The organism is Streptomyces sp. NPDC024687, from assembly GCF_055559055.1.
On record NZ_JBVHLJ010000006.1, the window covers coordinates 415200 to 438186 of the forward strand.

Below are 22987 nucleotides of genomic sequence, written 5' to 3' on the forward strand. Positions count from 1 at the left end.
GAAAGTAGGGCCCCGCTCCCCCACCGCACGTATCTGCTCTTCACGTCTCCTCGTCGTCGCAGGGAACCGGATTCCCGCGAGTGGCGAAGTACGGGTGTAAGCCCGAGCTTCACAGCGCCACAGCGACGAAAGGAGCCCCGATGACCGTCGAACCAGGCGTCAGGGTGGGGCAGGACAGCGACGCCTCGGTGATCGAACGGTCGTGGGACGAGCCCGAGGCGTTCGCCGCGCTCTTCGACCGCCATGCCGACTCGGTGCACCGCTACGCGGCCCGCCGGCTCGGTGCGGAGGCCGCCGAGGACGTCATGGCGGAGACCTTCACCACCGCGTTTCAGCAGCGCTTCCGGTACCGCACGGAGGCGGCCGACGCCCGTCCCTGGCTGTTCGGCATCGCGACCAACCTCATCGGCCGCCACCGGCGTGCCGAGGCCCGCCGGCTCAAGACACTCAGCCGGCTGCCCTCGGCCGGCCCCGGTGGGCCGGCCGAGGAGACGGTCGCCGACCGGGTGGCGGCGCGGGTCAGCGCCCAGGCCGTGGGCGGCGAACTCGCCGGTGCCCTCGCCCGGTTGCCCGCCCGGCACCGGGACGTGCTGCTGCTGGTCGCCTGGGCCGACCTCGGCTACGACGAGGTCGCGAGCGCCCTCGGCGTGCCGGTGGGGACGGTCCGGTCGCGGCTGCACAGGGCTCGCAGAAAACTTCGTGAGGCATTGGGCGGATCCGATCCGACCGCTCTTCGAGAGGAATCCGTCGATGAATGAGATCGAGCTTCTGAGGGAGTGGGACGCGGACGCGCCCCCTCTCTCGGACACCGCCCGCGCCCGTGCCCGCTTCCGTCTCCAGCAGGCGATGCAGGCTCCCGCCACCCCGGCCGTCGTCGCCGTCCACCGCCGTCCGCTGCTGCGGGTCGCCGTGGCCTGCGCGGCCGCGGCCGCGGTCACCGCGACCGTGGTGGTCAGCCAGAACACCGGGGAGAACGCACCCCGCACGCAGACGGTCAGCGCGACCACCGTGCTGCGGGGCGCGGCGGCCGAGGCACTCCGGACCGAGAAGCCGCTCGCCCCACGCGACGACCAGTTCATCTACACCAAGGAGGTCATCGAGCGGACGCCGGTCTCGGGCGGCCCGGCGAAGACGTACGTGGACGAGAGCTGGAGTTCGGTCGACGGTTCCAAGAAGTCCTACGTCAGCGAGCTGGGCCACACGCAGTGGGTGCCGCCGGCCCAGAAGGGCCAGTACTCCTGGCCGCCGACCGAGTGGTCGGAGCTGGAGAAACTGCCCCTCGACCCGGGCAGGCTGACGATCACCCTGCGCGACATGGGCGCCAAGCCCGAATTCGGCCGGCCGACCAGGGCCGACGAGTGGCCGATGGTCCAGTACTTCATCTCCGGCCTGCTCCGCGGTCCCGTCCTGCCCAAGGGGCTGCGCTCCGCGGCCTTCGAGGCGCTCGCCGCCGTCCCCGGCGTCAAGGTGCTGCCGGGCACGACGGACGTCGACGGGCACGCGGCCGTCGCTGTCCGGTACACGGGCCCGGCCGGTACCCCCTGGGCGTCCGGGGGCCGGGTGCTGCTCTTCGACGCGGAGTCGTACCAGTACCTCGGGCTGCGTGAGCGGGTCACGGCCGGGGGGAAGTCATACGAGCAGTGGCAGCACGTGACCGCCCAGGGGGTGGTGGACCGGGTGAAGCAGCGCCCCTGAGCGGGCCCGTCCTACGAGTGACCCAGCTCCGCCGCGTCCTCGTCCGTGACCACCGGCACCGATCCCGAGTCCGGTGCGGGACGCAGCGGGAACGGGTCCACCCGGGTCTCGTCGATCACCGGCAGGGCCGGCTGCGGGGGCTTGGGCATGACGGCCGCTTCGGAGTGGCCTCCGCAGCCGTAGGACAGGGAGACCACGCGGCCGTCCGCCGGGGCGAACTCGTTGGCGCACAGGCCGAATGCCTGGCCCAGCGAGCCTCCCAGCGGCACCAGGAAGCCGCAGCTGGCGCAGGGCGCCGGGGCCGCCTGGGCCATCGGCGTCTTGGCGCCGAAGGACTCCTCCCAGCGGTCGGCGGCGATATGGAGGCCGTAGCGGGACAGGACCCGGGCCCGGCGCATGCCCAGTTCCTCGGCGACCGCGGCGATCGAGCCGCGGGTCGGGACCACCGGGAGGTGCGACGGGGTGCCCGCCGTGAGCTCGGCGTCCTCCGCCTCGACCAGCTCGGCCATCTCCTCGGAGACCGGCGCGCTCGGCAGCGGCTCGTCCTCGCCGGTGTAGCCGGGCTCCAGGCGCAGGTCCTCGGCGTCGGTGGGGAGCAGATCGCCGGGGCCCATGTCGCCGGGGCGCAGGCGTTCGCTCCACGGCACCCACTCCGGTGCCAGCAGCGCGTCGGGGCCGGGCAGCAGGACGACCTCGTCCAGCGTCACCAGCTTGGCGCGGGAGGCGCGCGCCACCGTCACGGCCCAGCGCCAGCCCCGGTACCCGAGCTCCTTGCACTCGAAGAAGTGCGTGACGACCCGGTCTCCCTCGGAGACCAGGCCCGAGTGCTCGCCCACCACCCCGGGCGCGGCGGCCTCCTCGGCTGCGGCGCGGGCGAGGTCGACGGCCTCGGCGCACAGGCGGTCGGGGGTGCGGCTTCGCGTTGTCGCTGCGCTCACAGATATCGCTTCTCTCCTACGCCGTCACTCGGGTGCGCCGGCCTGAAGGCGGTGGGTGCGGACGGAGCGGACCGGAGGACCGCGTCGACGTCCGCGCCCGATCGCGCTCGGGCGCACCTGCTCCCATCCATTCTGCGGGATGCCGGAGAGGCGCGCGGCCGAGAACGTTCGCCACGGCGCGCTACGCACGCTACCTGTTCGCCGCCGCTCGGCCTACACCGACGTGATGGTTCGTTGCCTCCAGTGGGCCCGCGCCGGCACTTCATATGCGTTCATACGAGCGGTAACCGCACTACTCACAGCTTTCTCGGGGCACTATGACGGGGTGGCAGCCACGAGGACACCCCAGGGAGCCACCGGGATCGGTGGCGGTGCGGGCCGGATGACCGGGCCCGTGCGCGCTGTCGGCCGTGCCCTGCACTTCCCGTTCACCGGTACGGCCCGCGGCATCCGCAAGGCGACCCACGCGCACGGGGCGGGCGAGTCCGGCCTCGGCAAGCTGATCGAACTGCACGCGGTCAACGGCGCCGGGGACGTGATGATCACCGTGGCCCTCGCCTCCACGGTGTTCTTCTCGGTGCCGACCGACGAGGCCCGTGGGCGCGTCGCCCTGTACCTCGCCATCACCATGGCCCCCTTCACGGTCCTCGCGCCCGTGATCGGCCCGCTCCTGGACCGCCTCCCGCACGGCCGCCGCGCCGCCATGGCGGGCGCCATGCTCGCCCGGGCGATGCTCTCGCTGATCATCGCCGGGGCGGTCGCCACGGGCAGCCTGGAGCTGTATCCGGCGGCCCTCGGCGTACTGGTGGCCTCCAAGGCGTACGGCGTCGTCAGAAGCGCGGTCGTGCCCCGGCTGCTCCCGCCCCGCTTCTCCCTCGTCAAGGCGAACTCCCGCGTCACCCTCGGCGGCCTCCTCGCCACGGGTGTCGCGGCCCCCATCGGCGCGGGACTCCAGGCCATCGGTCCGCGCTGGCCGCTCTACGGCGCCTTCGTGATCTTCATCGCCGGGATGTTCCTGTCCTTCTCGCTGCCGCCGAAGGTCGACTCCGCCAAGGGCGAGGACGTGGCGCTGCTCGCCGCCGACGAGGAACATCTGCACGGGCCGCACCTCAAGCCCCTCAAGCGGCCCGGGCTGCGCACGGTCGGCACCGCCGTCACCCACGCCCTCGGCGCGAACGCCGCCCTGCGCTGGTTGTCCGGCTTCCTCACCTTCTTCCTCGCCTTCCTGCTGCGCGAGCATCCGCTGACCGGCGAGAGCGCGGCGGTCTCCCTGGGCCTGGTGGCCGTGTCGGCGGGCGTGGGCAACGCGCTCGGCACGGCGGTCGGGGCCTGGCTCAGGTCGCGGGCGCCGGAGATCATCATCCTGACGGTGGTGGCCATCGTGCTGGGCGCGGCGATCACGGCGGCGATCTTCTTCGGGGCGTTCGTGGTGGCGTGTCTGGCGGCGGTCGCCGGCTTCTCGCAGGCCCTGTCCAAGCTGTCCCTGGACGCGCTGATCCAGCGGGACGTGCCCGAACTGGTCCGCACCTCGGCGTTCGCCCGCTCCGAGACGCTGCTGCAGGTGTCGTGGGTGTTCGGTGGCGCGGTCGGCATCGTGATGCCGCTCAACGGCTATCTCGGCCTGTCGGTGGCCGCCGCGGTCGTCGCCGCGGGCTGGCTGGCCACGGCGAAGGGGCTGCTCAGCTCGGCACGGCACGGCAGTGCTCCCAAGGCGCGAGTGGCGTAACGAACAGGGCTCGCCGCACCCCGCGTAGAGGGACTGCTGTACCCGCCCGATAGCCTTCCGCCATGACCACGCTGCAATCCGATGTGCGACGCCGCCGCGCCGTCGCCGCCGCCGGCCTCGTTTCCGCCGGACTGCTCGTCCTGTCGGCCTGCGACAAGCCGACGCCGCGCGTCACCGTCACGGTCGGTTCGACCTCGGTGAGCTCCGAGGCCGTCTGCTACGACGACGGCAACGACCTCGGCAAGGCCAAGGCCGCCAAGTGCGCCCTGAAGAAGTCGGACGTCAAGACGATCAAGGTCAAGCAGAGCGAGACCCTGCGCGTCGGCGTCGACCGGAAGGTCGCGGACACCGGCTGGGCGCTGTGGATCAACGGCCAGCAGATGACGTACGTCTACAAGAAGTCGTACTACTCCTTCGAGGGTGTCGACCTCTTCGCCCAGCAGCAGGGCCAGGCGCCGCAGAAGACGCTGTACATCAGCATCGTCGAGCAGGACAAGCAGTCCTCGGGCGAGAGCAAGGCGTACAAGGGCGTGTGGAACTTCAAGCTGGAGAACTCCGACTACTGATCCGCGGTATCCGATGCGCGTTTTCGTGGCCACCGCCGTCCCGGTCGAACGGGACGCGGTGGCCCGTGCGTTCGAAGGCACCGGGCTCCCCGTGGACGTCCTCGACGTGGGGGTCGGGCCCGCTCTCGCCGCCGCCCGCACCGCCACCGCGCTCACCCGGGCCGCCGTGGCGGGTTCTCCGTACGGCCTCGTGGTCTCCGCCGGGATCGCGGGCGGTTTCCTGCCGCACGCGCCGGTCGGCTCGCTCGTCGTCGCCGACGAGATCACCGCGGCCGACCTCGGGGCGGAGACCGCCGACGGGTTCGTGCCGGTGACCGAGCTGGGGTTCGGCGTCGTCACCCACCGTCCGCCCGAAACACTCGTACGTGCCGCGGTGGCCGCGACCGGGGGGCGCGCCGGAGCCGTGCTCACCGTCTCCACCGTGACCGGTACGGCCGCCCGCGCGGCCGCCCTGAGAGCACGCCATCCCACCGCCCTCGCCGAGGCCATGGAGGGTTTCGGGGTCGCCGAGGCGGCCGGGGCGCACGGGGTGCCCGTGCTGGAGGTCCGTGCCGTGTCCAACCCGGTCGGTCCGCGCGACCGGGCCGCCTGGCGCATCGGCGACGCGCTCGCGGCCCTGACGGAGGGGTTCGGGAAGCTGACGCCCGTACTGGAGAGTTGGAGACACCATGACGACTGAGCCGACGACCGGATCACTGAGGATCGCCTACTCCCCCTGCCCGAACGACACCTTCGTCTTCGACGCCCTCGCGCACGGCCGGGTGCCGGGGGCGCCCGCGCTGGACGTGACCTTCGCGGACATCGACATCACCAACGGGATGGCGGAGCGCGGTGAGCTCGATGTGCTGAAGGTGTCGTACGCCGTGCTGCCGTACGTCCTCGACGAGTACGCGCTGCTGCCGTGCGGGGGTGCGCTGGGGCGCGGGTGCGGGCCGCTGGTGCTGACGCGGGAGGCCGGGGTGGACCTCACCGGCCGTACCGTCGCCGTGCCGTCCGAGAGGTCGACGGCGTATCTGCTGTTCCGGCTGTGGGCGGCGGACGTCCTCCCGGGCGGGGTCGGGGAGATCGTGGTGCTGCCGTTCCACGAGATCATGCCGGCCGTGCGGGACGGGAAGGTCGACGCGGGGCTCGTGATCCACGAGGCCCGGTTCACGTACCAGAACTACGGTCTGCACAAGCTCGCGGACATGGGCGAGCACTGGGAGTCGACGACCGGGCTGCCGATTCCCCTGGGGGCGATCATCGCGAAGCGGTCGCTGGGGGCGGAGCGGCTGTCACGGCTCGCCGAGTCCGTCCGTGCGTCCGTGCGGGCCGCCTGGGACGAGCCCGAGGTGTCCCGGCCCTATGTCATGGAGCACGCGCAGGAGATGGATCCCGCCGTCGCCGATCAGCACATCGGTCTGTACGTCAACGAGTTCACCGCGGACCTCGGCGAGGACGGATACGCGGCGATCCGGGGACTGTTGACCCGGGCGGCCGCGGAAGGCCTGGTGCCGGCTCTGCGGCCCGACGCGTTGTCGTTCATCTGACGCTCTTCGGGGCGATGGGCCACTGCGCCAGTTTCAGCATGCCCAGCACCCGGTGGATCAGGAAGCCGGCCAGCGGGAGTTCCACGCACACCGCCAGTGCCACCGACCACCACACCTCCGGGGTGCCCAGGGCCAGCGAGACGTCGAACCACGCGTCGCAGACCAGCAGGGCACCCGTCGACACGGCCGCCACCACGACCCCCCGGTGGCGGCGCCAGCCCAGCAGGGCCGTGGCGGCCATCGCGAGCAGGAGCAGGACGTCGAAGCCGACCCAGGTGGTGCGCCACTGACGGACCGTGTAGCCGCTGGGCAGCGTGAAGGCCAGCAGGATCGTCCACGGGACGAGGCCGATGGCGCAGACGGTCAGCAGTTCCAGGGTGTGGCGCCGCTGCCGCCGGATGTACTCCAGCAGCTGGGGGGACGGCGCCTCGGCCCGTATCTCGCTCACTACACGTCGAGTTGGTCGGCGACCGCTCTCAGAAGGCCGGCGATCTTCCCGCCGGCGGCCTTGTCGGGGTAGCGGCCGCGCTCCAGCATCGGTGTGATGTTCTCCAGGAGGGTCGTCAGGTCCTGGACGATGGAGGCCAGTTCGTCCGGCTTCTTGCGCGTCGCCGCCGCGACCGAGGGGGTCGGGTCGAGGATGGCCACCGAGAGCGCCTGGTCACCGCGCTGCCCGGCGACCACTCCGAACTCCACCCGCTGCCCGGGCTTCAGCGTCTCGACTCCGGCGGGGAGGACCGAGGAATGGACGAAGACGTCACCGCCGTCGTCGCGGGAGAGAAAGCCGAAGCCCTTCTCGCTGTTGAACCACTTGACCTTGCCGGTAGGCACGTCTGTCCTCGTCCTCGTACTCGTCGGAAAACTGCTTCTGGAAACGGGTCTTGATAGCACTGGGGCGGGTCGTGGGACCCGCCGGTACCAAGGCTAATGGTCTTCAGGCCGGTGACAAGACGTCCCCCGGTTGTTCCTTCGGGCAGGGAACTACCCTGGTCCGGTGCGTGACAAAACCCAAACGAATTCCGCCGCTCCCGGCGACCGACTGATCCGTGCCGGAGCCATCGTGTTCTTCATCGGCGCGGTGGCCACTTTGGTCACCGTGGCCCCGTTTCTGCTCGGAACGAAGCCATTTCCGACGTACATGTTCGGATTGAGCATGCTCATGGCCGTCGGGTTCGTGGTGGCCGGTGCGGGCGTGCTGCAATCGGTCGCGGCCGGAAGGCGTCAGGCGCGGGCCGGCCGGTAGTCCGCACGATAGGCCGAAAACCATCCCGGGAACTCCGTGAGATCGCCGAGGACGACATCGGCTCCGGCCTCGGTCAGTTCCTCGGCGCTGCACGGTCCCGTGGGCACGGCGACCGAGAACGCCCCGGCGATCCGCGCCCCGCGGACATCGCCGAGGTGGTCGCCGACGTACACGCTCGCGCCCTGCTCGCGCAGCGCCTCGCCCTTCTGCTCGGCCCACAGGTTGCCGATCACCGCGTCGGGCTCCATGCCCAGGTGCTTCATGTGCAGCTTGGCGTTGGGCTCCCACTTGGCCGTCACGACGATCGCCCGCCCGCCGGCCGCCTGTACGGCGTCCATGGCCTCGCGGGCGCCGGGCATCGCCAGGGTGCCGGTGATGGCGTACGACGGGTAGAGCTCGCGGTAGAGGTCCGCCATGGCCGCGATGCGGTCCGCCGGGAACCAGTGCGCCATCTCCTCCGCCAGCGGCGGCCCGAGCCGCGTGACCACCAGGTCGGCGTCGACGTACGTCCCGGTCCGCTCGGACAGTTCCACCCAGCAGGCGTGGATGCCGGGACGGGAGTCGATCAGCGTCATGTCGAGGTCGAAGCCGACGGTGGGTCCGGGGGCGGAGATGCTTGTAGAGGCCATATGGGTCATTGTGCCCGGGGCGCCGGGCGCGCGGACACCGGATTTCCGGGGGTCTAGGGCCGGCGCCGCTGTGAGCGCCACACCAGGAACAGCGCCGATGCCACGGCCGCGCCCCGCACCACCCACGGCCAGGTCTCGGCGACCGCGTCGTTCATGTGGCCCCGGGCGATCGGCTCGCCCCAGCGGCCCTCGTTCCTCCCCCACAGCCACAGGAGCCCCGCGGTCAGCGAGAGGCTCGGCAGGAACACGACGGCCCATTTGGTCTCGGCGTCGGTCAGCCGGCGCGAGGCCCACGCGATGAGCCAGCCGACGACCAGGACGAGCAGGTTGCCGAGCACGGCACCGGCGACGAGCAGGGCGGCGGCGAGCAGGAGGAGGGGGTTGCTCCAGCCGCCGGCTCCGGAGACCGCGGCGCCGGAGCCCTTGGCCCGGAAGAAACGGCGCCGGCGGACCGGGGCGGCCTCGGCGACCGGTTCCGCGACCTTGACGACCGTCTTCGGCTTCCACCAGGCCGTGCGGGCCTTCACCACCGGCGCGGGCGGGGCCTGCTCCACGACGGGTACGGGCTCGGGCTTCCGCTCCTCCTTGGGCGGCGGTGGCTTCAGCAGCTCCGGGATCTCCACTCCGCCCACGAACCCCGGCACACTGTCGCCGACGCCGAAGGGGCTGCTGTCCACCCGCCACCAGTCGGGCTGCGCCGCGGTGTCGCCGAGTTCGTCCAGGCCGGCCAGATGGGGTCCGTTGGAGAGGTCGCGGGCGGGGGCGGGCTCGGGCGGGGTGTCGGGGCGCTGCCGGGGGACGGCTTTGCGCAGGCGCTTGGGCCGCTCGGGCCCCTCCGCCTCCCGGTCCCGCTGTACGGGCATGGCGACGACCGGCGCCTGCGGGGCGCTGTCCGCCGTACCGCCGGCGGCGGTTACCACCTCGTCGGGGCTGCCCAGCTTGGCGATGATCCGGCGGACGGCGGCGGGCGAGTCCACGGTGACCTTGGCGCGCCGCCGGTCGATCTCGTTGCGCAGTTCCGAGACGAGCCGCATACGGGTGGACGACGGCAACTGCCGCTGCTGCGCGACATCGCCGACGCGGCTCAGATACTCGTAGACGACCTGATCGCTCTCGATACCCACGAAGTCCCCTCCGGGGTTGGTGCGTTGGCTCCCCCGTGGGACGAAACTAGCGCACCGCACCCCGGGGCGCGCACCCCCGCCGACCCCACCTGCCCGGCCCGGCCGCCGGGGGCAACCCGCTACCGTTGGTCGGATGAGCAACCCGGCCGTACCGCCGCGCTCCCTCGCGGAAGCGCTCCGGGCCAGGGACGACGCCTCCCTGGCCGCGCTTCTGCGTGCCCGCCCCGACCTCATCACGCCCGTCCCCACGGACCTGACGCAGCTTGCGACCCGGGCCGGGACGCGCGCGTCGGTGGTGCGGGCGCTGGAGCGGCTGGACCGTTTCACGCTGCAGACGGCGGAGGCGCTGGCGGTGGCGGCGGACCCCGCGCCGTACGGGGAACTGCTGGCGCTGCTGACCGGCGACGGCGGCGACGCGGCCGTGTCTTCGGCGCTTCCCCGCGCCCTTGTCACCCTGCGGGAGCAGGCCCTGGTGTGGGGGGACGACGACCGGCTGCGGCTGGTGCGCACGGCCCGTGAGCTGCTCGCGCCCTCGCCGCAGCATCCGTCGCCGACCGGGCTCGGGCCGACCGTGCAGGAGGCCACCGCGGGGATGTCGCCGGGCCGTATCCAGGACATCGTCACGGCGGCGGGGCTCGGTTCGACCCACGACGCGGTGTCCGCGGTGGCGTCGCTGACGGCCCTGTTCACCGACCGCAAGCGGATGTCGGCGCTGCTCGCCGGGCTTGCGGAGGAGTCGCGGGAGGTGCTTTCGCGGCTGGTGTGGGGTCCGCCGTACGGCCAGGTCACCGCGGAGCCGGCGGCCCATCTGCGCCGTCTCCTGGACCTCGGGCTGCTGGTGCCGACGGCGCCCGGGACGGTCGTGCTGCCGCGCGAGGTCGCCCTGCATCTGCGCGGTGGCCGTGCGCACCGGGAGGTGGAGCCGCTGCCGCCGGTCGTGGAGCCCGCGGCGACCCACCGTCCACAGGTGGTGGACGCGACGGCGGCCGGGCAGGCGTACACCGCGCTCGCGACCGTCGAGGAGCTGCTGAGGGACTGGGACGAGGGCGGTCCCGCGGTGCTGCGGGCGGGCGGTCTGAGCGTCCGTGACCTCAAGCGCACGGCCGTCGCGCTGGACGTGGCGGAGCCGGTCGCCGCGTTCTGGGTCGAGCTGGCGTACGCGGCGGGCCTGTTGGCCTCCGACGGCGAGGCCGACGAGCGGTACGCGGCGACCCCGGCCCACGACGAGTGGCTGGAGCAGCCCGCGGCGCAGCGCTGGACCCGGCTGGCGGAGGCGTGGCTGACGGCGACGCGGGTGCCCGGTCTGGTGGGCGGCCGGGACGCGAAGGAGCGCACGCTGTCGACGCTGGGCCCGGGACTCGACCGCAGCGCGGCGCCGGAGGTACGGCACCGGGTGCTGACGCTGCTGGCGGGGCTGCCGGAAGGGGCGTCGCCGTCGAAGGAGTCGGTGCTGGCCCGGCTGCGCTGGGAGCGTCCGCTGCGGGGGCCGCAGCGCGAGGACGACCTGCGCTCACGGCTAGCCGAGTGGACGCTGGCGGAGGCGGAGCTGCTGGGGGTGACGGGGCGGGGGGCGCTGTCGGGACACGGGCGGGCGTTGCTGGGCGTTACCGCGCCGAGGACGCCGGCCACGGCTCCGGAGGGCCCCGGCGACAAACTCCCCGTGCACCACCGTCCCCCTGTGCACCACCGTCCCCCTGTCACGGAGCCCCTGTCCCCCGTCGAGCAGGCCACCGCGTCCGCCGCGGCGGCCCGACTGCTCGCACCACTCCTGCCCGAACCGCTCGACCACGTCCTGCTCCAGGCCGACCTGACTGCGGTGGCGCCCGGTCCCCTGCAGCGGTCGCTGGCCGAGGTGCTGGACGTCCTGGCCGACGTGGATTCGAAGGGCGGGGCGACGGTCTACCGCTTCACCCCCGCGTCGGTACGCCGTGCTCTGGACGCCGGTCAGTCCGCCTCCGACCTGCACGCCTTCCTCGCCACGCACGCGCGTACGCCGGTGCCGCAGCCGCTGACGTACTTGATCGACGACGTGGCCCGCAGGCACGGCCACCTTCGGGTGGGCGCGGCCTCCGCGTACGTCCGCTGCGACGACGACGCCCTGCTCAACGAGATCCTCGCCGACAAGCGCGCCGCGGGCCTGCGCCTGCGCCGCCTGGCCCCGACCGTCCTCGCCGCCCAGGCGGACCCGGCGTCGCTCCTTGACGGCCTGCGCGCGATGGGCTTCGCCCCGGCCGCCGAGTCCGCGGAGGGCGACGTCCTGATCACCCGGGCCCATGCCCACCGCACCCCGCCGCGCACGGCCCCCGAACCCGTCCCGGACGGCCCCCCGATTCCCGACGCGACGCTCCTGTCGGCCGCGATCCGTGCCATCCGGGCCGGCGACCTGGCCTCGACGACCCCGCGCCGACAGTCCGACCAGTCCCTGCCCGCCAACGGCGCGCTCCCCCGCACCAGCCCCGCCGAGACCCTCGCCACCATGCAGGCCGCCGTCCTCACCGGCGAGGCCCTGTGGATCGGCTACGTCAACGCCGAGGGCGCCGCCAGCCAGCGCGTCATCGCCCCCGTCCGCGTCGAGGGCGGCTTCGTGACGGCCTACGACCACACGGCGGACGAGGTCCGCACGTATCCCCTGCACCGGGTGACCGGGGTGGCGGAACTGGCGGAGGACACGGACTGACCACCGGCGGGGCGGGGCCGCGCGGTCAGTGACCGGACTGCGGCCTGGCAGGGCGCTCCGGACACCGTCGAGCCCTGGCCGGCACCCGAGCGCGTCCCCGGCATCCCGACGCCACGATTCCGCCGCACCTCGTGACCCGGTGGCGGAGCCGGCGGAGGACGTGGACCGGCCTGATCGGTGAGGCGAGGCCACGCGGTCAGTGACCGGACTGCAGCCCACCACGGCCCGCGCGGTGTGCCGTGGCGGCTCAGCAGTCCGTGTTCACCGGGGCCGTGGCCGGCAGACCGAAGTGGGTGCGGGCCGCCGATTCCAGGGGGGTGGAGGGCACGGTGGTGTCGAGTGCGGCGGTGGTGACGCGGCCGAAGTGGGTCGTCAGCCACTCCGCGTTGCCCGCGCCATCGGGCGGCTCCTCCTGCGACACGACCACGTAGTCGCCATCGGCCTCCCGCCGCAGCCGCAGCACCTGGGGCACCTCGGCGCCGCTGCACTCCAGCAGCCGCCCCGCGCGCACCCCGTACTCCAGGCACAACGTGCTGACACCGGCCCGCACGAGTCCGTCCCGCTCGTCGAGGTCCAGCGCCTGCGCCCGGCAGAACCACCGGGCCCCGAGCCCGGGCTCGCTCTCCCCGTACCCGGTGCCGCGCGCCTGGTCCACGAGCCGCGCCTCGATGGCCGGCCGCACCCGGCTCCACAGGTCCGTGTCGACGTCCACCGGCCGCAGCGCCCAGGCACCGGTCGCCACCAGCAGCACTGCCGCGCCCCCGCCGACCACCCATCTGCCCGCAGACATCCCCATGTGTCCTCCCTGGCCCGCTCCCGCCAGTCAAGACACACGAGCGGGGGCCGAGGTTGCCCCGGGAGGCCCGGCGGTCTCCTCGGCCTCCCTTGATCGTCCCAGGTTGAGGCACACTGGACGTTTGGCCCGTGCGGAAGGATGCCTGTACGTGAACGGTCCTCTCATCGTCCAGTCCGACAAGACCCTGCTGCTCGAGGTCGACCACGAGCAGGCCGACGAGTGCCGTCGGGCCATCGCGCCGTTCGCCGAGCTGGAGCGGGCGCCCGAGCACATCCACACCTACCGGGTGACACCGCTGGGCCTGTGGAACGCGCGCGCCGCCGGACACGACGCCGAGCAGGTGGTCGACGCGCTGGTGCAGTACAGCCGGTATCCGGTGCCGCACGCCCTGCTCGTCGACGTCGCCGAGACGATGGACCGGTACGGGCGGCTCACGCTCAGCAAGCACCCCGCCCACGGGCTCGTGCTCACCACCACCGACCGGCCGGTGCTGGAGGAGATCCTGCGCTCGAAGCGGATCATCCCGCTGGTCGGGGCGCGGCTCGACCCGGACACCGTGGCCGTGCACCCCTCCGAGCGCGGGCAGATCAAGCAGACGCTGCTGAAGCTGGGCTGGCCCGCCGAGGACCTCGCCGGGTACGTCGACGGCGAGGCGCACGCGATCGAGCTGGACGAGGACGGGTGGGCGCTCAGGCCCTACCAGAAGCAGGCCGTGGAGAACTTCTGGCACGGCGGCAGCGGGGTCGTGGTGCTGCCCTGCGGTGCCGGTAAGACTCTCGTCGGCGCCGGGGCCATGGCGCAGGCCAAGTCGACCACCCTCATCCTCGTCACCAACACCGTCTCGGCCCGGCAGTGGAAGCACGAGCTCATCAAGCGCACCTCCCTGACCGAGGAGGAGATCGGCGAGTACAGCGGGACGCGGAAGGAGATCCGGCCCGTCACCATCGCCACCTACCAGGTGCTGACGACCCGGCGGAAGGGCGTCTACCCGCACCTCGAACTCTTCGACTCCCGGGACTGGGGGCTCATCCTCTACGACGAGGTGCACCTGCTGCCGGCGCCCGTCTTCAAGTTCACCGCCGACCTCCAGGCCCGGCGGCGGCTGGGGCTGACCGCGACCCTCGTGCGGGAGGACGGGCGGGAGTCGGACGTCTTCTCACTGATCGGACCCAAGCGGTTCGACGCGCCGTGGAAGGAGATCGAGGCGCAGGGCTACATCGCGCCGGCCGACTGCGTCGAGGTGCGGGTGAACCTCACCGACTCCGAGCGGCTCGCCTACGCCACCGCCGAGCAGGAGGAGAAGTACCGCTTCTGTGCCACGACCGCGACGAAGCGGAAGGTCACGGAGGCTCTGGTACGACGGTTCGCGGGCCAGCAGATCCTGGTGATCGGCCAGTACATCGACCAGCTCGACGAACTCGGCGAGCACCTGAACGCCCCCGTCATCAAGGGCGAGACCTCCAACGCCCAGCGCGAGAAGCTCTTCGAATCCTTCCGGCAGGGCGAGATCAGCGTGCTGGTGGTGTCCAAGGTCGCGAACTTCTCCATCGACCTGCCGGAGGCGACCGTCGCCATCCAGGTCTCGGGCACCTTCGGCTCCCGCCAGGAGGAGGCTCAGCGGCTCGGCAGGGTCCTGCGCCCGAAGGCGGACGGCCACCAGGCCCACTTCTACTCGGTCGTCGCCCGCGACACGCTCGACCAGGACTTCGCCGCCCACCGGCAGCGGTTCCTCGCCGAGCAGGGGTACGCCTACCGGATCGTGGACGCGGACGAGATCCTGGCGGACGACAGCGCCTGAACCGGAGCCCCGGTCACGGCATCGGGAGGGTGAAGACCAGCACCAGCACGGTCAGCGGCGGCAGCACCGCCACCGCCGCCAGCCATGCGCGCAGTACCGACCAGCGGCGATGCCGGGGCAGCGCCCACGAGGCGACGTACGCGGGCAGGGTGACCAGGATCCCGAACTCCAGGATCCCGTAGATCACGGTCAGAGAGGTCATCAGCGCCGGCGGGCAGTCGTCGGGGCCGCAGGAGTCGGTGGCCATCGCGGAGAGGCCGCCGAGGAACAGGGCGGCCGGGCCGAGGAGGACCAGCAGAATCGTCGCGACGAGGGGGGCCACCCAGGCGTGACGGTCCTGGTCGGTGGCGTAAACCGGTGCGGTCGCTGTCGTCATGCGTCCGAGTGAACCGCCCGGGGGACGGACAGGCATCGGCTCGGGTACTCATCCCGGGCCGTGCCTCGTACTCACCGGTGACGCCGGACGACGCCCGCCTCCTCGCCGTACTCGCCGAGTATGACGACGTCGAAGGCGGCGCCGGCGATGACGCGGACGGCTCTGAGGGCCTGGCTGATGCGGTGGCGGGGGGTGAGGCCGGAGACGGGGGTCGCCCCGGACGGGCGACCGGGGGCTGGGGTGAAGGTCGCTGCACTCATGTCTCCATGGTGGCCTTCGAGGCATAAGGAGGGCATCGGTCCCAGGTAGCCACTTCCTGTGCTACCTGAGTACACCTCCTGGGTGGAGCCACCCCTACGGGACGCCGGACCCGACCCTGAGACGCGGGAAAATTCGTTGGCCGCCTCACACCCCGCCGGTCTAGAATCTCCGCTCTTGCCCGCCTCCCTCCCGGAGCGCCGCCGACCGGACGGAAACCGGCCGGCACCTCGCCGCCGTCCACCCGGCAGCCACCCACTCGCAGCACCTTCGGAGGCACCCCCTTGTCCAGGCCGCCCACGCCCGTGCCCGTAGCCGACGACCCCCTGGCCCGCGAACGCTCCCACCTCGCCGGCTCCCGTGCCGCACTGCGCGCCATGCGCGAGGACGCCGAGTCGCTGGACATCAAGGACGTCACCGCGAACTGGGTCAACGCCGAGGTCCTGGCCCGCCAGATCGGCGAGCGCATCAAGTCGCTGGCCGACCTCAGCGACACCCCGCTGTTCTTCGGCCGCCTCGACTACCTGCACTCCCCCGGCGCCGACCGGGCCGAGGGCGCGGAGGGGGAGCGCTTCTACATCGGCCGCCGGCACGTCCACGACCACGACGGCGACCCGATGGTGATCGACTGGCGGGCGCCGGTCTCGCAGCCGTTCTACCGGGCGTCCAAGAAGGACCCGATGGACATCGGGCTGCGCCGCCGTTTCGGCTACACGCGCGGTGAGATCACCGCCTACGAGGACGAGCACCTCTCCGACCCCGCCGAGGCCGCGGCCACCAGCAAGCTGCTCCAGCAGGAGATCGAGCGCCCGCGCGTCGGCCCGATGCGCGACATCGTGGCGACCATCCAGCCCGAGCAGGACGAGATCGTACGGTCCGGGCTCGGTGGCACGGTCTGCGTACAGGGAGGCCCCGGCACCGGAAAGACCGCCGTCGGCCTCCACCGCGTCGCCTACCTCCTCTACGCACACCGCGAGCGGCTCGCCCGCACCGGCACCCTCGTGATCGGGCCGAACCGGTCCTTCCTGCACTACATCGAGCAAGTGCTGCCCGCCCTGGGCGAGTTGACGGTGAAGCAGGCCACCGTCGACGACCTGGTCGCGGTGGGCCTTCAGGTGCGCGGCACCGATGACGCGACCGCCGCGGTCCTCAAGGGCGACGCGAGGATGGCTCAGGTGCTCAGGCGGGCCGTCTACTCGCACGTGACCATGCCCACCGAGCCGGTGATGGTGGTGCGCGGGTCGCGCAGGTGGCGGGTCCCGGCGTACGAGATCGAGGAGATCGTGCGGGAGCTGCTCGACCGGGGCATCCGGTACGGCGCCGCCCGCGAGGCGCTTCCGCAGCGGATCGCGCATGCCGTGCTGGTGCAGATGGAGCGGTCGGGGGAGGCTCCGGACGACCGGGTGCAGGACGCGGTGGCCCGCAATCCGGCGGTGAAGGCGGCGGTGAAGGCGATCTGGCCGCCAGTGGATCCGGCGAAGCTGGTGCTCCGGCTGCTGACGGATGCGGACTTCCTCGCCGTACACGCGGACGGGATCCTCGACGAGGACGAGCGCAAGACGATCCTGTGGGCGAAGCCGGTGCGGTCGGTGAAGTCGGCCAAGTGGTCCTCCGCGGACGCGGTGTTGATCGACGAGGCGACGGACATCGTGGCGCGCACGCACTCGCTGGGGCATGTGGTGCTCGACGAGGCGCAGGACCTGTCCCCCATGCAGTACCGGGCGGTCGGCCGTCGCTGCTCGACCGGTTCGGCGACGGTCCTCGGCGACCTGGCGCAGGGCACCACGCCGTGGGCGACGCGGAGTTGGGACGAGGCGCTGGCCCACCTCGGCAAGGCGGACGGGGTGATCGAGGAGCTGACGGCCGGTTTCCGCGTCCCGACGGACGTCATCACGTACGCCTCCCGTCTCCTCCCGCACATCGCGCCGGGCCTGACGCCGGTCGCGTCGGTCCGCGAGAACCCGGGCTTCTTCGACGTGCGCGAGATCTCCGGTGCGGGCGAAGTGGTCGCCGCGTGCGAGGAGTTGCTGCGCAACGAGGGTTCGACCGGTCTGATCGCGGCGGACGCCCGTGTCCCGGAACTGGCCGAGGCGCTGACGGCGGCGGGGATCCCGTATCTCGCCCCGGGCGAGGAGACCACGGCCGAGACCCGTCTGACCCTGGTCCCGGCGTCCCTCGCCAAGGGCCTCGAGTACGACTACGTCGTCCTGGACGAGCCGCAGGCGGTGGTGGACGGCGAACCGGACGAGCGCACGGGCCTGCGACGGCTGTACGTGGCCCTGACCCGAGCGGTGTCAGGCCTGACCGTGACCCACACGGCCCCGCTGCCCGCGGCGCTCGCCGGGTAGGGTGCTGATCCGTTCCGCCATGTCCCCCCGGAGAGGCCCCCGTTGAGCACGCCACCGCCCTCACACCCCGCGTATTCGCCGAATCCGGGGCCTTATCAGCAGACACCGGCTTCGGGGACTTACCAGCAGGCGCCGACGCCCGTCCCGGGGCCGTATCAGCAGCTGCCCGCCCCCGGCTGGCCGCAGCAGTACGGCGGCGGGCAGCCTGGGGCGGCAGGACCGGGGCCGGTGGCCTGTCAGATCTGCGGGGCGGCGCCCGCCGCGCCGGTGACGATCCGCGGTCACCAGGGGATGCTGGTGATCATGCGGTTCCTGAAGCGCGAGGGGATGTTCTGCCGCACCTGCGCGCTGGCGAGCTTCAGGGACATGCAGGCGGACACGATGGTGCTGGGCTGGTGGGGTCCGCTGTCACTGCTGATCACGCCCTTCACCCTGCTGGCCAACCTCGGCACGCTGTCCGGCATCCGGCGGATCCCGGAACCGGTCGCCCCGGGGTTCCGGCCGCCCCTGAACCCCGGCAAGCCAGTGTTCAAGCGGCCGGCGGGCATCCTGGCCCTGATCCCGATGGGCCTGCTGGGTCTGGCGGTGTTCGCGTTCACGGCGCTCCTGGTCATCGGTCTGGTGTCGGGCCCGAGCGGGGAGAGCGGTGCAAGCAGTGATGACAGCGGCAGGGGGCTTTCCGACTACCCGAGCGGCGACTACCCGACCCTGACGGTCGGCTCATGTGCCCGCAACGACGCCACCTGGCCCTACGAGAACCTCAAGCCCGAGCCCTGTGACGCCCCGGCCGCGCAGTACAGCGTCCACCTCTGGACGAACGACTCGTGCACGTCCGAGGACCACTCCGTCGGCCCGTCGTACAGCAAGGACCACGACGAGCCCCTGTGTCTGCGCCCTCTGAAGGGCTGACCGGGCACCTCGCCCACCACCCGCCGCCCCGCCGACGTAAAACGCGCCGCCCCCCGCCCAACCTGGCGCAGTCCCCTTCCCCCGCACTCGCCGGCCCCCGCACCCCCGGGGTGATCCCCTCACCCCACATCCAAAACCCGCCGCCACTCCGCAACCGCCTCCGCCGACACCGGCACCCCCCAGCCCCCCGACCGCGCCGCCCCGCCGATGTGGAACGCGTCGATGCCTGCCGCCCGGAGCCCCGGGACGTGGTCCAGTCGTAGGCCTCCGCCGACCAGGAGCTGGGGCTCGTACCCCGGGTCTCCCGCCCTCGACGCCTCCGCGAGGAGCACCGGGAGTCCCTCGTCGACGCCCGCCGCCGAGCCCGCGGTGAGGTAGGTGTCCAGGCCCGGGAGGTCGGCCAGCTGCTTGCGCAGGGCGTCCCGGTCCGCCGCGTGGTCGATGGCCCGGTGGAAGGTCCAGCGGCACCCGTCCAGCGCCCCGACGACCCGCTCCACGGCCCTCAGGTCCACCTCGCCGTCCGCGTCCAGGAATCCCAGCACGAACTCCTCGGCCCCGGCGTCCCGCATCTCCCCCGCCGCCCGGACCACCCGCGAGACGTCCCCCGCGCCGAACCCGCCCGACAACCGCAGCATCACCCGCAGCGAGATGTCCACGGCCCCCCGGATCTCCGCGACCGTGGCGACCGCCGGCGTCAGACCGTCCGCCGCCATGTCGGTCACCAGTTCCAACCGGTCCGCGCCTCCGGCCTGGGCGGCGATCGCGTCCTCGGCGTCGAGGGCGATCACCTCCAGGACTGCACGCTTGCTCATGGGACCCCATTCGTCGACGGTCTCGGGCGGCTACAGGCCTTACAGGTCTACAGGTCTTTCATGCCTTACAGGTCTAGTCCAATTTCAGAATACGCCGATACAGGGCCCCCTTCACCACTGCACCCCGAGAACAGGTGACGCGCGGGACAATGAGGCCATGGCCGATCTCGACGACCTCCGCGACCGTTTCGTCCGTGCTCTGGAGAGCGCCCGGGCCGGTGACGGCGGCCCCGACCCGGCGCCGTACGCCGACAACCTCCTCGCCCGCTGGCAGGAGCCGCAGCGGCGCTACCACACGCTCTCCCACCTGACGGCGGTCCTCGACCACATCGACGTACTGGAGGAGTACGCGGACGACCCGGACCTGGTGCGTCTCGCCGCCTGGTTCCACGACGCCGTCTACCTCCCGGACCGCTCGGAGAACGAGGAGCGCTCCGCCCGCCTCGCCGAACGCGCCCTCCCGGAGGCCGGACTCACCCAGGAAGGCACGGCCGAGGTCGCCCGCCTGGTCCGTCTCACCACCGACCACGATCCCGCCGACGACGACCGCGACGGCCAGGTCCTCTGCGACGCCGACCTCGCGATCCTCGCCGCCCCGCCCTCCGCGTACGCCGCCTACACGGCCGCCGTCCGCGAGGAGTACGGCTTCGTCCCGACCGACGCCTTCCGCGAGGGCCGGTCCGCGGTCCTGCGTCAACTGCTGGATCTGCCGCGCCTTTTCAGGACGCCGTACGGGGAGCGCGAGTGGGAGGCCACGGCCCGCTACAACCTCACCTCGGAGCTGGAAATGCTGTCGCTCTGAGGCGTCCGGCGTCATAGCCTGCCCGCATGGCAGACATGGGCGGGGACTTGGGCGGACAACGGGTGATGGAGGCCGTCGCGGGCGCGGTGGCAGTGTTGCGGCCTGCGGTGGACCGGGACTGGACGGCCGTGAAGCCGGCCGCGACGGAGTGGACCGTCCACGAGACGGCCTTCCACATCTGCGGCTGCCTGATCTCGTACGCCGCGAACCTGGCCGGAGGCGCCCACGACGACTACGTCCCCTTCGACATCACGCTCGACGAGGGCACCGACAACACGGGCCTGCTGCATGTCCTGGAGACAGGCGGCGCCCTGCTCGCCGCGGCGGTCCGCACCGCGCCCCGCGAGGCCCGCGCATTCCACCCGTACCCCTTCCGCAGCGCGAACCGCGTGGGGTTCGCCGCGATGGGCGTCACCGAGGTACTGCTGCACACCTACGACATCGCCGAGGGCCTGAACCTGGAGTACGAGCCCCCCGCCCACCTCCCCGAGTACGTCCTCACCCGGATCTTCCCCGAGGTCCAGCCCGGCCCCGACCCCTGGCGCACCCTCCTGTGGGCCACCGGCCGCGGCGACCTGCCCGACCGCGCCCCGCGCACCCAGTGGCGCTGGAGCAACAACCTCGTCCTGCCCACCGAACGCCTGACCCTCCAGGGCGTCACACCCGCGTCCGCCGCCGAACTGGCCGCGGGCGGCGACGGGGACTTCGAGTGGGTCGGGGACGGTCCCTTCGAGGGCACCCGCGAGGCCGCCGGCATGACCATCAAGGCCTACGAGGCGGGCGTCCACCGCCCGGAGTTCGGCCTCTTCGTCCTCGTACGACGGGAGGACGGCCGCGCGATCGGCGGCATGGGCTTCCACGGCACCCCGGACGAGGACGGCCGCGCGGAGGTCGGCTACGACCTCGCCGAGAGCGCCCGAGGCCAGGGCTACGCCACGGAGGCCCTGCGCGCCCTGAGCGACTGGGCCCTGGCCCGCGACGACGTGCGCAGCCTCTGCGCCACCATCGAGCCCGACAACGCGGCCTCGCAGCGGGTCATCGCCCGCGCCGGATTCGTCCGGGCGACCGTGGAGGAGGAGCAGGCGTACGGGGAGGCGGAGCCGGGGCTACGGCTGTACGTCCTTTCCGGCGGGGCCGGTTGACCAGGCGCGGCCTTTGGGTCGCCGCAGTCCCGCACCCGTGAGCAGCCGCACCACTTCCCGGCTGCTCACCTCCACCGCGCCCGCCGCGACGATGTCGGCGTACCGGTGTGACGGGATGTCGTAGTGGTCGCGCTCGAAGGCACGCCTGGGGACGCCCACCTCCTCGGCGAACGTGTGGAGTTCCTCGAAGGAGGTGTCACTGATCAGGTGGGACCACATGCGGCCGTGGCCCGGCCAGGTGGGTGGGTCGACGTAGACGGTCACGAGGTGGCACTCCCGCCCGCCGCGGTCCCGAGCGAGCCGACCGCCGCCACCTTCACGCCCGCCTTGTGGCACACCCAGTGCGGATCGGGGCCCAGTTCCGGCTCGACCTCCAGGGCGTGCGGGTCACCGGAGCCGCACACCGGGCACAGGGGCCAGCGGCCGTAGCGTTCGAGCAGCGCGTCCTGGACGTCCTGGGCGACCAGCCCCGGCACGAATTCCGCGCCCTCGGGCCACTGCTCCACCCACCAGCGGCGCTGTACGACGGAGTCCTCGACCAGCGACACCACGTCGGGCGCGGCGACCTCCCCCGCGGCCAGATCGGCGAGGACCCGGGCGCGGGCGGTGTGCAGGGCCTGCTCAAGTGGACCAATCGACTCCATGGAGCCATTGTGCGCGCTCTTGACCACCGGCCCGGGCCGAAAATATCTTTCAGACGTGCCCCAGGAAGTGAAGGAAATTTTCGGCAGCGCTCTCGCCTCGAAGGTGCGCACGCTGGGTCCGTCCATGACCCGTTCCATGCAGCGGGTCGCCGAGGCCGTCGCGAAGGACCCAGCGGGGTGCGCGGCACTCACCGTCACGGGCCTCGCCGAGCTCACGGGGACGAGTGAGGCCACGGTGGTGCGAACGGCCCGGATCCTCGGCTACCCCGGCTACCGTGACCTGCGGCTCGCCCTCGCCGGGCTGGCCGCGCAGCAGCAGTCCGGGCGGTCGCCCGCGATCACCACGGACATCGCGGTGGACGATTCGCTCGCGGACGTGGTCGCCAAGCTCGCCTACGACGAGCAGCAGACCCTCGCGGACACGGCGGCCGGTCTCGATACCGTGCAGTTGGGCGCGGCGGTCGCCGCGACGGCCTCGGCGCGGCGGATCGACGTGTACGGCGTGGGGGCCTCCGGTCTCGTCGCGCAGGACCTCACGCAGAAGCTGCTGCGCATAGGGCTGATAGCGCAGGCGCACAGCGACCCGCACCTCGCCGTGACGAACGCCGTACAGCTGCGGGCCGGGGATGTAGCGATCGCGATCACGCACTCGGGCTCGACCGGGGACGTCATCGAGCCGCTGCGGGTCGCGTTCGAGCACGGGGCCACGACCGTCGCCATCACCGGGCGGCCGGACGGGCCGGTGGCGCAGTACGCCGACCAGGTGCTGACCACGTCCACGGCCCGGGAGAGTGAGCTGCGGCCGGCCGCGATGTCGTCCCGGACCAGTCAGTTGCTGGTGGTGGACTGTCTGTTCGTGGGGGTGGCGCAGCGGACGTACGAGACGGCGGCGCCGGCGCTCTCCGCGTCCTATGAGGCACTGGCGCACCGGCACCGCCGGTAGACACGACCCATCCGCCAGACGTCGGTTACGAA

The 22987-nt window shown here is 72.5% G+C and carries 25 protein-coding genes; 14 read left to right on the plus strand and 11 right to left on the minus strand.

The window, feature by feature from the left end:
• Positions 1 to 140 precede the first annotated feature (140 nt).
• Complete coding sequence (locus ACZ39I_RS25430) at positions 141 to 758, plus strand: RNA polymerase sigma factor (protein ID WP_467246709.1); 618 nt, start codon at positions 141 to 143, stop codon at positions 756 to 758.
• Complete coding sequence (locus ACZ39I_RS25435; protein ID WP_467246711.1) at positions 751 to 1695, plus strand: CU044_5270 family protein; 945 nt, start codon at positions 751 to 753, stop codon at positions 1693 to 1695. Before ACZ39I_RS25430 ends, ACZ39I_RS25435 begins: the two co-directional genes overlap by 8 nt.
• Positions 1696 to 1706: 11 nt before the next feature.
• On the opposite strand, the gene ACZ39I_RS25440 is transcribed toward ACZ39I_RS25435, so the two are convergent.
• Complete coding sequence (locus ACZ39I_RS25440) at positions 1707 to 2633, minus strand: DUF3027 domain-containing protein (RefSeq protein WP_403653269.1); 927 nt, start codon at positions 2631 to 2633, stop codon at positions 1707 to 1709.
• 382 nt (positions 2634 to 3015) lie between these two features.
• Between ACZ39I_RS25440 and ACZ39I_RS25445 the strand changes: the two genes are divergently transcribed.
• From ACZ39I_RS25445 to ACZ39I_RS25460, 4 genes are all read left to right on the plus strand, one after another.
• Entirely contained in the window at positions 3016 to 4359 is a 1344-nt protein-coding gene (locus tag ACZ39I_RS25445; RefSeq protein WP_467246954.1) for an MFS transporter, read from the plus strand.
• 62 nt (positions 4360 to 4421) lie between these two features.
• Entirely contained in the window at positions 4422 to 4925 is a 504-nt protein-coding gene (locus ACZ39I_RS25450; RefSeq protein WP_352388772.1) for a hypothetical protein, read from the plus strand.
• 13 nt (positions 4926 to 4938) lie between these two features.
• Complete coding sequence (locus ACZ39I_RS25455; RefSeq protein ID WP_467246713.1) at positions 4939 to 5604, plus strand: futalosine hydrolase; 666 nt, start codon at positions 4939 to 4941, stop codon at positions 5602 to 5604.
• A complete protein-coding gene (locus tag ACZ39I_RS25460) occupies positions 5594 to 6454 on the plus strand; it encodes a 1,4-dihydroxy-6-naphthoate synthase (protein ID WP_393603253.1) in 861 nt (286 codons plus the stop codon). Before ACZ39I_RS25455 ends, ACZ39I_RS25460 begins: the two co-directional genes overlap by 11 nt.
• Here ACZ39I_RS25460 and ACZ39I_RS25465 read toward each other — a convergent pair.
• Together ACZ39I_RS25465 and ACZ39I_RS25470 are read right to left on the minus strand one after the other, a co-directional pair.
• Entirely contained in the window at positions 6447 to 6902 is a 456-nt protein-coding gene (locus ACZ39I_RS25465; protein ID WP_451471699.1) for a hypothetical protein, read from the minus strand. The genes ACZ39I_RS25460 and ACZ39I_RS25465 overlap by 8 nt on opposite strands.
• On the minus strand, positions 6902 to 7285 hold the full coding sequence (locus ACZ39I_RS25470) for a cold-shock protein (protein WP_007382863.1): 384 nt from the start codon (positions 7283 to 7285) through the stop codon (positions 6902 to 6904). Before ACZ39I_RS25470 ends, ACZ39I_RS25465 begins: the two co-directional genes overlap by 1 nt.
• Before the next feature lie 163 nt (positions 7286 to 7448).
• On the opposite strand from ACZ39I_RS25470, the gene ACZ39I_RS25475 reads away from it, so the two are divergent.
• The gene (locus ACZ39I_RS25475) at positions 7449 to 7697 is read left to right on the plus strand and encodes a hypothetical protein (protein ID WP_352388780.1); all 249 of its coding nucleotides are present in this window, start codon (positions 7449 to 7451) and stop codon (positions 7695 to 7697) included.
• On the opposite strand, the gene ACZ39I_RS25480 is transcribed toward ACZ39I_RS25475, so the two are convergent.
• Positions 7676 to 8326, minus strand: a complete 651-nt coding sequence (locus ACZ39I_RS25480; protein ID WP_467246715.1) for an HAD family hydrolase — start codon at positions 8324 to 8326, stop codon at positions 7676 to 7678. The genes ACZ39I_RS25475 and ACZ39I_RS25480 overlap by 22 nt on opposite strands.
• Positions 8327 to 8379: 53 nt before the next feature.
• Positions 8380 to 9450: a hypothetical protein gene (locus tag ACZ39I_RS25485; protein WP_467246716.1), complete on the minus strand. Its 1071-nt coding sequence runs from the start codon at positions 9448 to 9450 to the stop codon at positions 8380 to 8382.
• A 133-nt stretch (positions 9451 to 9583) separates the two neighbouring features.
• Here ACZ39I_RS25485 and ACZ39I_RS25490 point away from each other — a divergent pair, with 133 nt between their 5' ends.
• A complete protein-coding gene (locus tag ACZ39I_RS25490) occupies positions 9584 to 12127 on the plus strand; it encodes a helicase-associated domain-containing protein (RefSeq protein ID WP_467246717.1) in 2544 nt (847 codons plus the stop codon).
• 247 nt (positions 12128 to 12374) lie between these two features.
• Here the strand turns inward: ACZ39I_RS25490 and ACZ39I_RS25495 are convergent, their stop codons facing one another.
• Positions 12375 to 12917, minus strand: a complete 543-nt coding sequence (locus tag ACZ39I_RS25495) for a hypothetical protein (protein WP_467246718.1) — start codon at positions 12915 to 12917, stop codon at positions 12375 to 12377.
• A gap of 154 nt (positions 12918 to 13071) precedes the next feature.
• Here ACZ39I_RS25495 and ACZ39I_RS25500 point away from each other — a divergent pair, with 154 nt between their 5' ends.
• Positions 13072 to 14721, plus strand: a complete 1650-nt coding sequence (locus tag ACZ39I_RS25500; protein ID WP_467246719.1) for a DNA repair helicase XPB — start codon at positions 13072 to 13074, stop codon at positions 14719 to 14721.
• A 13-nt stretch (positions 14722 to 14734) separates the two neighbouring features.
• Here ACZ39I_RS25500 and ACZ39I_RS25505 read toward each other — a convergent pair whose 3' ends face one another.
• Together ACZ39I_RS25505 and ACZ39I_RS25510 are read right to left on the minus strand one after the other, a co-directional pair.
• The gene (locus ACZ39I_RS25505; protein ID WP_467246721.1) at positions 14735 to 15097 is read right to left on the minus strand and encodes a hypothetical protein; all 363 of its coding nucleotides are present in this window, start codon (positions 15095 to 15097) and stop codon (positions 14735 to 14737) included.
• A 71-nt stretch (positions 15098 to 15168) separates the two neighbouring features.
• The gene (locus ACZ39I_RS25510) at positions 15169 to 15357 is read right to left on the minus strand and encodes a hypothetical protein (protein ID WP_467246723.1); all 189 of its coding nucleotides are present in this window, start codon (positions 15355 to 15357) and stop codon (positions 15169 to 15171) included.
• A gap of 375 nt (positions 15358 to 15732) precedes the next feature.
• Here ACZ39I_RS25510 and ACZ39I_RS25515 point away from each other — a divergent pair, with 375 nt between their 5' ends.
• Positions 15733 to 17703, plus strand: a complete 1971-nt coding sequence (locus tag ACZ39I_RS25515) for a HelD family protein (RefSeq protein WP_467246955.1) — start codon at positions 15733 to 15735, stop codon at positions 17701 to 17703.
• A gap of 228 nt (positions 17704 to 17931) precedes the next feature.
• Positions 17932 to 18612 (plus strand): LppU/SCO3897 family protein, encoded by a 681-nt coding sequence (locus tag ACZ39I_RS25520; RefSeq protein WP_467246725.1) that lies wholly within the window; start codon positions 17932 to 17934, stop codon positions 18610 to 18612.
• Positions 18613 to 18731: 119 nt separating this feature from the next.
• Here the strand turns inward: ACZ39I_RS25520 and ACZ39I_RS25525 are convergent, their stop codons facing one another.
• Positions 18732 to 19424, minus strand: a complete 693-nt coding sequence (locus tag ACZ39I_RS25525; protein WP_467246727.1) for a copper homeostasis protein CutC — start codon at positions 19422 to 19424, stop codon at positions 18732 to 18734.
• Positions 19425 to 19581: 157 nt separating this feature from the next.
• Between ACZ39I_RS25525 and ACZ39I_RS25530 the strand changes: the two genes are divergently transcribed.
• A complete protein-coding gene (locus ACZ39I_RS25530; RefSeq protein ID WP_467246729.1) occupies positions 19582 to 20226 on the plus strand; it encodes an HD domain-containing protein in 645 nt (214 codons plus the stop codon).
• A gap of 35 nt (positions 20227 to 20261) precedes the next feature.
• A complete protein-coding gene (locus ACZ39I_RS25535) occupies positions 20262 to 21368 on the plus strand; it encodes a GNAT family N-acetyltransferase (RefSeq protein ID WP_467246957.1) in 1107 nt (368 codons plus the stop codon).
• Here the strand turns inward: ACZ39I_RS25535 and ACZ39I_RS25540 are convergent.
• Both ACZ39I_RS25540 and ACZ39I_RS25545 read right to left on the minus strand, forming a co-directional pair.
• Complete coding sequence (locus tag ACZ39I_RS25540) at positions 21333 to 21632, minus strand: DUF4031 domain-containing protein (RefSeq protein WP_467246731.1); 300 nt, start codon at positions 21630 to 21632, stop codon at positions 21333 to 21335. The genes ACZ39I_RS25535 and ACZ39I_RS25540 overlap by 36 nt on opposite strands.
• Entirely contained in the window at positions 21629 to 22012 is a 384-nt protein-coding gene (locus ACZ39I_RS25545; RefSeq protein WP_467246733.1) for a hypothetical protein, read from the minus strand. Before ACZ39I_RS25545 ends, ACZ39I_RS25540 begins: the two co-directional genes overlap by 4 nt.
• A gap of 55 nt (positions 22013 to 22067) precedes the next feature.
• On the opposite strand from ACZ39I_RS25545, the gene ACZ39I_RS25550 reads away from it, so the two are divergent.
• Positions 22068 to 22955, plus strand: coding sequence for a MurR/RpiR family transcriptional regulator (locus ACZ39I_RS25550; protein ID WP_467246735.1), 888 nt, complete (start codon positions 22068 to 22070; stop codon positions 22953 to 22955).
• Positions 22956 to 22987: the final 32 nt, after the last annotated feature.